The following is a 7710-nucleotide window of genomic DNA, read 5'->3' as shown; positions in this document are numbered from 1 at the left end:
TTCGGCCTGGCCGGCGCGACCGCCCTGATCTTCCTGGCGCAGGAATCTCTGCCCAGCCTATACGTGCTGTATGTCATGCAGCGCTATGGCTGGGACGAGGCGGCGGTCGGGCTGTCGCTGGCGGCGGTCGGCGCCGGGTCGATGGTGGTGTCGGCGGCCCTGATCGGCCCGGCGGTGGCCCGGCTGGGTGAGCGGTGGGCGATGGCCGCGGGGCTGGCCTTCGGCATGGCCGGCTTCGCCCTGTTCGCCCTGGCCCCGACCGGCCGGCTGATCCTGGCGGCGATCCCGCTGCTGTCGCTGTGGGCCCTGACCGGGCCGGCGCTGCAGGCGCTGATGTCGCGCCGGGTCGGGGCGGAGGAGCAGGGGCGACTGCAGGGAGCGCTGTCGGGGCTGCACGGCATCACCGGCATGATCGGCCCGGTGCTGTTCACCCAGAGCTTCGCGCTGGGCATCGCGCCGGCGGCAGGCCTGGGCTTGCCCGGCCTGCCCTATGGGCTGGCGGCGGCGCTGCTGACGGTCTCCCTGGTCATGGCCTGGCGGATCACCCGGGCGGACAGCGCCCAGCCGGGCGCGGAGCCGGCCCTGCCGCCAGCGGAATAGCGGCCCCGCCAGAGGTCGGGCTCGCCGGAGCGAACCCGACCCGCGATTCACCGCCACAGGATCAGATCGCGCGGATGCGTCACCCGGGGATGCGGCGGCAGCCCGATATCGCGGCGCTCATGGTCGCTCAGCCGCTCGACCTGCAAGGCGCGGCTCCGGCGGCGGCGCAGCGTCTCGACCAGGATCGAGAGCTGCAGCCGCAGGCCGAGGCGGACCGGGCGCAACGGCGGCTGCGTCTCGAATCCGGCCGGCGGCACCAGCCGGAGATAGGGCACCCTGTCGGGAGCGGGCGGGCTCATGACCCTGATCCTTTCGTGAGCGAGGCAACAAAAAACCCGCCGGGGAGATCCGCGGCGGGCTGGTGAACGCGAGGGAGAGTCTGGTCGGTGCGGGCCTAGGCCCCCGGGGACATCCCTTCCTCAACGCGCAGCACGCCCGCCGCCGGACGGACCCGGCGTCGCATGTGCAGCGAGGTGTTGAGGATGGCGTTCATACAGGAAGGATCGGGGACGGCGGCCGCGCCGTCAATGGCTTCCGTCCGGCATTCGTGGTCAGAATGCCGGCATGACCGTCTACTTCACCAGCGACACCCATTTCGGCGACCGGCGCGTTCTGGCGATCGACCGGCGGCCCTTTCCGAACCTCGCCGAGCATGACGCGGCGCTGGTCGCGCTGTGGAACCAGACCGTGGGGCCGGAGGACGAGGTCTGGCATCTCGGCGACTTCGCGCTCGGCCCGCCGCCCGACGCGGTGGCGGCGCTGCTGGGCCGGCTGAACGGCCGCAAGCACCTGGTCACCGGCAACAATGACGGGCCGGGGACCCTGGCGGCGCCGGGCTGGGAGTCGGTGCAGGCCTATGCCGAGCTGAAGATCGAGGGCCGGCACCTGATCCTGTGCCACTACCCGTTCCGCACCTGGAACCAGATCGGCCGCGGGTCGCTGAACCTGCACGGCCATTCGCACGGCATGCTGGCGCCGATGACGAGGCAATATGATGTCGGGGCCGATGTGCAGGAGCTGCGTCCGGCGACGCTGGATCAGATCATCGCGCGCAAGCGCCGGCAGAAACCGTTGCCTGGAAAGACGAAACAGGAAGAGGGGTGATCAGACCTCGGGGTCTGGCAACGGCCGGCGGCACCGGTTCGGAGCGCGATTGGCCTTGCGCAGCGCGGCGTGCAACTCGCGCTCATGCCCGTCGTCGTCGCCCATGGCGGCTGCCAGAAGCCGCATCCAGTTCAACACCCGTCGCATCGGCTGGCTCCCCTTCCAAGGAAGTCTGACACCCATGTGACGACGTTACGGGAATTATGTCAAATACAAGCCGGGGACAATTTTGTTACGAAGCGTTGCCAGAGGCGGGTCAGCCCAGGCGGCGCAAGGCCTCGGCGGTGGCGGCGTCGGCCGGGAAGAAGGATTCCACCGCCAGCTCCGACAGGGTGACGTCGACCGGCGTGCCGAACACGGTGGTGGTCGACAGGAAGGACAGCACGCCGGAGTCGGTAGCGAGGCGGAACGGCACCACGACGTTGGGATGCGCCTCCTCGGTCGGGGCCAGCGCGGCAAGGGTCGCGGGCGGGGCCGGATAGGCCCGCAGCTCCGTCAGCAGCTCGACCAGCACCGGGTCGCCGGCCGCCTCGACCTGGCGCTGCAGCCGTTCCAGCAGATGGCCGCGCCATTCGGCGTAGTTCACGATCCGCGGCGCCAGCCCGTCCGGATGCAGGCCGAGGCGCAGCACGTTGACCGGTGGCTGCAGCAGATCCTGCGACACCCCGCCCAGCAGCAGCGGCACCGCGGCGTTGGCGGCCACCAGCTGCCAGTGCCGGTCCACGGCCAGCGCCGGGTTCGGGGCATGCGCCTCGATCACCCGCTCCACCGCCCGCCGGGCCAGGGCGAGCGCCGGGTCGTCCAGCGGCCGCACCGGATAGGCCGGGGCGAAGCCGGCGGCCACCAGAAGGGTGTTGCGCTCGCGCAGCGGCACCTCCAGCCGCTCGGCCAGGTGCAGCACCATCTCGCGGCTGGGCCGTGACCGCCCGGTCTCGATGAAGGAGAGATGGCGGGTGGAGATGTCGGCCTCGCAGGCGAGGTCGAGCTGGCTGAGGCGGCGGCGCCGGCGCCAGTCGCGCAGATGGTCGCCGAAGCTGGGAGCGGTGCTGGGCATACGGGGACGATAGCCGGCGCGCGCCGCCGCATCCATGACCTGGCAGGTAATCGCTTTCCTCCCCGTGGCCGGACAGGATCCGGCCATCGCAACCCGAGGAGACCTCAGATGAGCAACGCCACCGAGCTGGTCGACCGCTACATCGCGATCTGGAACGAGACCGATGCCGGCCGCCGGCGCGTCCTGATCGACGCCACCTGGGCCGAGGGCGCGTTCTATCTCGACCCAATGATGCGCGGCGACGGACGCGCCGGCATCGACGCCATGATCGCCGCGGTGCAGGAGCGGTTCCCCGGCCATCGCTTCCGCCGGGTCGGCCCGGTCGACGAGCACAACGGCCGTATCCGCTTCCGCTGGGAGCTGGGGCCGGACGGCGCGCCGCCGCTGGTCGCCGGCACCGATTTCGGCGAGATCGCCGGCGGCCTGCTGTCCGGCATCACCGGCTTCCTTGACCAGGCCCCGGCGATGGCCGCGTGAAGAAATGCGGGCGGACCGCAAGGCCCGCCCTTCCCTTTCACTCGGCCGGCAGGCGCAGCGCCAGGCCGGTCACGACCAGCGCCGCGAGCGCGCAGAACCCGGCCAGCGCCAGCCCGGCCGGCAGCGCCAGCACCGCCAGCGTGCCGACGGCGCCGACGATCAGCCCCTCCAGGCAGGCATAGAGCGCGGTGGCGGTGCCGGCGACATGGCCGAAGCCCTGCAGCGCCCCGTTGGCGGTGACGGCGCAGGTGACCGAGATGCCGGCCGAGATCACCCAGACCGGTCCCAGGAAGGCCCAGAGCGACGGGCCTGCCGCCACCTGCCCCAACGCCAGCAGCCCGGCGCCGGCCAGCAGCAGCCGCCATGCCGCGGATCAGGCAGCCGCGCCGGCCCAGCGCGCGGTGAAGCGGCCGGCGAAGCGCGCGGTCGCGATCATCACCAGCGCGGCGGTGCCGAGGCCAGGCTGAAGCCGATCGGGGCGAGGCCGAGCCCGCCGATCAGCACCGCAGGCGCGGTCGAGAAATAGACGAAGAACGCGCCCATCGCCGCGCTGAAGCCGAGGGTGTAGGTCCAGAACGGTCCGCTGCCGAGGATGGCGCCGACATGGCGCAGCCGCACCCCGCCGCCGTCCTCCGGCCGCGTCTCCGGCCAGCGTCCCAGCGCCTGCAGCCCGGCCAGGGCGCCGAGCCCGGCCAGCAGCCAGAAGATGCCGCGCCAGCCGAAGCCGTGATCGACCGCGGCGCCGAGCAGCGGCCCGAAGGCCGGCACGAAGGCCAGCATCGAGCCGAGCAGGCTGTAGATCACAGCGCCCTCGCGCCGGGTCGCATAGACGTCGCGCACCGTGGCGAAGGTGGCGACCAGCATGGCCGCGGCGCCGGCCGCCTGAACCAGGCGCAACGCCAGGAACGGCGCGGCCGAGGAGCACAGTGCCAGCCCGGCCGAAGCCAGGGTGAACAGGAGCGTGCCGCCCAGCAGCACCGGCCGTCGGCCGATGCGGTCGGAGAGCGGCCCGAACAGCAGCTGGCCGCAGCCGAGCAGCAGCAAATAGAGGCTGAGGGTCAGCTGGACCAGCGCCGGCGTCGCCGCCAGCGCGGCCGGCATTTCCGGCACCACCGGCAGGTAGACATCCATGCCGAGCGAGGCGATCAGGTCGAAGGGGGACAACAGCAGCAGCGTGGCTGCCAGGGAATAGGGCCATGGCCTGGGTGCAGGCATGGGAAGACCTCCGCGGAAAGGGGATTTCGGCGGCGGTCCGCATCAGGACAGGGAAAGGCCGTGATCGGGAGCGCCGCAACAACCGGATGGCTGCTGCGGCTCAGCGGGTTGCGGTGGAGTCGGTCCTCATCGCGGGTCTCCGGTCGACGGCGGGATTGGCTGTAGCGGGTGCGGGGCTGGGCGTCAACCGAGCGACACCACTCCACCAACCGTCATTGCGAGGAGGCGAAGCCGACGAATCCATCCAGGGGCCACGCCAAACCGCCCTGGATTGCTTCGCTGCGCTCGCAATGACGGTATGGGGTTTGACGATGCGTGATCCCTGGCCCGATCCGGGCTAGGCTGCGCTTCCTCTTCCTCTTCCTGCGCAACCCACGGGCGTCACGATGGTCTCCTTCCTCAAATCCCTGTTCGGCGGCGGCAAGCGCGAGGAGGCCCCGTCCGGCGAGGCCCCGGCCGGGCCGGCGGTCGAGTACAAGGGCTTCCGCATCCGCCCCGCCCCGTTCCCGGCCGGCGGCCAGTACCAGACCGCGGGCCTGATCGAGAAGGACTTCCCGGAGGGCACCAAGACCCACCGCTTCATCCGGGCCGACAAGCACGCCAGCAAGGACGACGCCACCGCCTTCTCGGTGACCAAGGCGCAGCAGATCATCGACGAGCAGGGCGACCGGGTGTTCGCGGACTGAGGCTGAGCTCCGTTACCTGCGAGGTTATTGGATCCGCTCTCGGCCGCGACGATCCTCGGGACGTTCACCATGATCCCGAGGACGAGATGCTGGTCTCCACCGCCACCCGGCCCGATGAAAGAACCGTCGCCTTCACCGTCACCCTGCATGTCAAGCCGGGCCGCGAGGCCGAGTTCCTGGACCTGCTGACGCCGGTGCTGGACGCGATGCGGCACGAGCCGAGCTTCATCAACGCCGCGCTGCACCGGTCGCCGGACGACCCGACCCTGTTCATGATCTACGAGACTTGGGCCGACCTCGACGAGCTGGTGCAGGTGCAGATCCCGCGCGCCTACCGCCAGGCCTATATCGCGGCGCTGCCCGACATCCTGCGGCAGGAACGCGGCATCACCATCTGGCAGCCGATGCGCGGCGATTTCGCGCTGGCCGAGGCCCGAAAGCCGTAGGTTGGGTTCGCGATGGCGAACCCAACATCCCGCGGCCCGGACCGTTGTTGGGTTCGCAGAAGCGAACCCAACCTACGACGCGGCCTACACCGCCTGTCCGGCGGACCAGCCGGAGGACCAGGCCCACTGGAAGTTGTAGCCGCCGAGCCAGCCGGTGACGTCCACCACCTCGCCGATGAAATAGAGGCCCGGCACCGCCTTCGCCTCCATGGTCCGCGAATCGAGCCCGGCGGTGTCGACGCCGCCCAGCGTCACCTCGGCGGTGCGGTAGCCCTCGGAGCCGGCCGGCCGCACCCGCCAGCCATTCACCGCCTCGGCCACCCGGCGCAGCACCTTGTCGGACAGGTCGGCGAGGTTGCCGGCCGCGCCCTCGGCCTCGGCGATCGCCTGCGCCAGCCGCTTCGGCAGCGCCTCGGCCAGCACGGTGTGCAGGGCGCGCCGGCCATTGGCGGTACGGGCGCCGCGCAGCCACTCGAAGACGTCGGTGCCGGGCAGCATCGACACCTCGATCTCCTGCCCTTCGCGCCAATAGGAGGAGATCTGCAGGATCGACGGGCCGCTGAGGCCGCGATGGGTGAACAGCATCGCCTCGCGGAACCGGGTGCGGCCGCAGCCGGTCTCGGCGGCGTCGACGGCGATGCCGGCCAGCGGCTTCAGCCGCTCCAGCAGGGCGGGCTCGAAGGTCAGCGGCACCAGGGCCGGCCGGGTCTCGGTGACCTTGAGGCCGAAGCGGGCGGCGAGATCATAGCCGAAGCCGGTGGCGCCCATCTTCGGGATCGACCGGCCGCCGGTGGCGACCACCAGGGACCGGCAGCGCACGGGCCCTGCCGTCTCGCCGGCCAGCGCCAGGACGAAGCCACCAGCATCGCGCCCGACCGAGTCGACCCTGGTGGAGAGGCGCAGCGTGGCGCCGGCCCGGCTCATCTCCGCCAGCAGCATGTCGATGATCTGGCGGGACGAGCCGTCGCAGAACAGCTGGCCCAGCGTCTTCTCGTGCCAGGCGATGCCGTGGCGGTCGACCAGGGCGATGAAGTCGCGCTGGGTGTAGCGGCGAAGCGCCGAGATGCAGAAATGCGGGTTGGCGGAGATGAAGTTGGCCGGCGCCGCATGCAGGTTGGTGAAGTTGCAGCGGCCGCCGCCGGAGATGCGGATCTTCTCGCCCGGCGCCGCGGCATGGTCGAGCACCAGCACCGACCGGCCGCGCTTGCCGGCCTCGGCCGCGCACATCATCCCGGCCGCCCCGGCGCCGATCACCACCACGTCGAAGGACTGCACCGGGTCTCCGTTCCGGCCGGATCAAGCCCGATCCCGGGCCGATCTGTGCCTTTTCATCCTCCCCCCCCTTGCGGGAGGGGGTAGGGGAGGGGTATTCGCGCCGCCGAAACCAACGTTGAACGTCGCTCGACCCGGCAGCCATGCTGGACGATTCCGGCCAGCTCTCGTCGTCGACACCCCTCCCCCTACCCCCTCCCGCGAGGGGAGGGGGAGTGTGGAAAGGGCAGACTGCCTTGGGCATCCCTAGGCGATGAGCGGCGCCACCTTGGCCTTCAGCGCCGCCTGCAGGTCCTGCGGCCTGAGGCGGATCTGCAGCCCGCGCTGGCCGCCATTGACGAAGATCTCGGCCTCGGCCATCGCCGCTTCCTCGATCGCCGTCGGCACCGGCCGCTTCTGGCCCAGCGGGCTGATGCCGCCGACATGGTAGCCGGTGACGCGCTCGGCATCGGCCGGGCGCATCATCTGCGCCGATTTGGCGCCGAAGGCCGCGGCCAGCTTCTTCATGCCGACCTCACGGTCCGACGGCACGACGACGCAGACCGGCTTACCGTCGGCCTCCGCCATCAGTGTCTTCAGCACGATCCGCGGCGGCACGCCCATGGCTTCCGCCGCCTGCATCCCGATGCGGTCGGCGCCGGGGTCGTAGTCATAGGTGGCGACGGCGAAGCCGATGCCCGCCCGCTCGAGCGCCTGGGTGGCGCGGGTGGTCTTCGACATGACGGCCCGCGCCCTCGGATCAGCGCTTCACGCGCGCCTTGCGGGCGGCGTAGCGGGCATCGCGCTCGGCCTTCTGCTCGGCCAGCAGGGCGACCATGCGCTCGGCCTCCTCGCGCCGGGCCCGGGCCTCGGCCTC

At 71.4% G+C, this 7710-nt stretch carries 11 protein-coding genes and 1 pseudogene; 5 read left to right on the top strand and 7 right to left on the bottom strand.

The genetic code is table 11. From position 1 onward, the window contains the following. Nucleotides 1–600: MFS transporter (locus P409_RS20230; protein ID WP_034842524.1), on the top strand; the 600-nt coding region annotated here is incomplete at its 5' end. A 47-nt stretch (nt 601–647) separates the two neighbouring features. Here the strand turns inward: P409_RS20230 and P409_RS20225 are convergent. Further along, nucleotides 648–899 (bottom strand): hypothetical protein, encoded by a 252-nt coding sequence (locus P409_RS20225; RefSeq protein WP_034842521.1) that lies wholly within the window; start codon nt 897–899, stop codon nt 648–650. Between the two features lie 265 nt (nt 900–1164). Between P409_RS20225 and P409_RS20220 the strand changes: the two genes are divergently transcribed. After that, nucleotides 1165–1704, top strand: coding sequence for a metallophosphoesterase family protein (locus tag P409_RS20220; protein WP_034842510.1), 540 nt, complete (start codon nt 1165–1167; stop codon nt 1702–1704). Here P409_RS20220 and P409_RS39035 read toward each other — a convergent pair whose 3' ends face one another. After that, entirely contained in the window at nt 1705–1851 is a 147-nt protein-coding gene (locus tag P409_RS39035) for a hypothetical protein (protein WP_161790433.1), read from the bottom strand. A gap of 109 nt (nt 1852–1960) precedes the next feature. Further along, nucleotides 1961–2758 (bottom strand): helix-turn-helix domain-containing protein, encoded by a 798-nt coding sequence (locus P409_RS20215; RefSeq protein ID WP_034842529.1) that lies wholly within the window; start codon nt 2756–2758, stop codon nt 1961–1963. A gap of 108 nt (nt 2759–2866) precedes the next feature. Between P409_RS20215 and P409_RS20210 the strand changes: the two genes are divergently transcribed. Continuing rightward, nucleotides 2867–3235, top strand: a complete 369-nt coding sequence (locus P409_RS20210) for a nuclear transport factor 2 family protein (protein ID WP_034842507.1) — start codon at nt 2867–2869, stop codon at nt 3233–3235. Nucleotides 3236–3272: 37 nt separating this feature from the next. Here P409_RS20210 and cml read toward each other — a convergent pair. Further along, nucleotides 3273–4450 (bottom strand): annotated as a pseudogene (gene cml / locus P409_RS20205) (CmlA/FloR family chloramphenicol efflux MFS transporter). 386 nt (nt 4451–4836) lie between these two features. Between cml and P409_RS20200 the strand changes: the two are divergent. Continuing rightward, a complete protein-coding gene (locus P409_RS20200) occupies nt 4837–5136 on the top strand; it encodes an HlyU family transcriptional regulator (RefSeq protein ID WP_034842505.1) in 300 nt (99 codons plus the stop codon). 86 nt (nt 5137–5222) lie between these two features. Continuing rightward, nucleotides 5223–5582: a putative quinol monooxygenase gene (locus P409_RS20195; RefSeq protein WP_081991649.1), complete on the top strand. Its 360-nt coding sequence runs from the start codon at nt 5223–5225 to the stop codon at nt 5580–5582. A gap of 84 nt (nt 5583–5666) precedes the next feature. Here P409_RS20195 and P409_RS20190 read toward each other — a convergent pair whose 3' ends face one another. From P409_RS20190 to P409_RS40850, 3 genes are all read right to left on the bottom strand, one after another. Continuing rightward, complete coding sequence (locus P409_RS20190; RefSeq protein ID WP_034842503.1) at nt 5667–6857, bottom strand: BaiN/RdsA family NAD(P)/FAD-dependent oxidoreductase; 1191 nt, start codon at nt 6855–6857, stop codon at nt 5667–5669. Between the two features lie 243 nt (nt 6858–7100). Then, entirely contained in the window at nt 7101–7574 is a 474-nt protein-coding gene (ybaK, locus tag P409_RS20185; protein ID WP_034842501.1) for a Cys-tRNA(Pro) deacylase, read from the bottom strand. 19 nt (nt 7575–7593) lie between these two features. After that, on the bottom strand, nt 7594–7710 hold a 117-nt coding region (locus tag P409_RS40850; protein WP_274519168.1), incomplete at its 5' end, for a DUF6481 family protein.

The sequence above is a fragment of the Inquilinus limosus MP06 genome (assembly GCF_000767795.1).
Taxonomy (GTDB): domain Bacteria; phylum Pseudomonadota; class Alphaproteobacteria; order DSM-16000; family Inquilinaceae; genus Inquilinus; species Inquilinus limosus_E.
Note: the sequence above shows the minus strand (reverse complement) of the source record. Positions and strands in the feature narration are given on the sequence as shown.

What these genes read in the sequence shown, in the direction of transcription:
- P409_RS20210 (WP_034842507.1), top strand. Translation starts at nt 2,867, where the DNA reads ATGAGCAACGCCACCGAGCTGGTCGACCGCTACATCGCGATCTGGAAC.
- ybaK (WP_034842501.1), bottom strand. Translation starts at nt 7,574, where the DNA reads ATGTCGAAGACCACCCGCGCCACCCAGGCGCTCGAGCGGGCGGGCATC.
- P409_RS20200 (WP_034842505.1), top strand. Translation starts at nt 4,837, where the DNA reads ATGGTCTCCTTCCTCAAATCCCTGTTCGGCGGCGGCAAGCGCGAGGAG.
- P409_RS39035 (WP_161790433.1), bottom strand. Translation starts at nt 1,851, where the DNA reads ATGCGACGGGTGTTGAACTGGATGCGGCTTCTGGCAGCCGCCATGGGC.
- P409_RS20215 (WP_034842529.1), bottom strand. Translation starts at nt 2,758, where the DNA reads ATGCCCAGCACCGCTCCCAGCTTCGGCGACCATCTGCGCGACTGGCGC.
- P409_RS20225 (WP_034842521.1), bottom strand. Translation starts at nt 899, where the DNA reads ATGAGCCCGCCCGCTCCCGACAGGGTGCCCTATCTCCGGCTGGTGCCG.
- P409_RS20220 (WP_034842510.1), top strand. Translation starts at nt 1,165, where the DNA reads ATGACCGTCTACTTCACCAGCGACACCCATTTCGGCGACCGGCGCGTT.
- P409_RS20195 (WP_081991649.1), top strand. Translation starts at nt 5,223, where the DNA reads ATGCTGGTCTCCACCGCCACCCGGCCCGATGAAAGAACCGTCGCCTTC.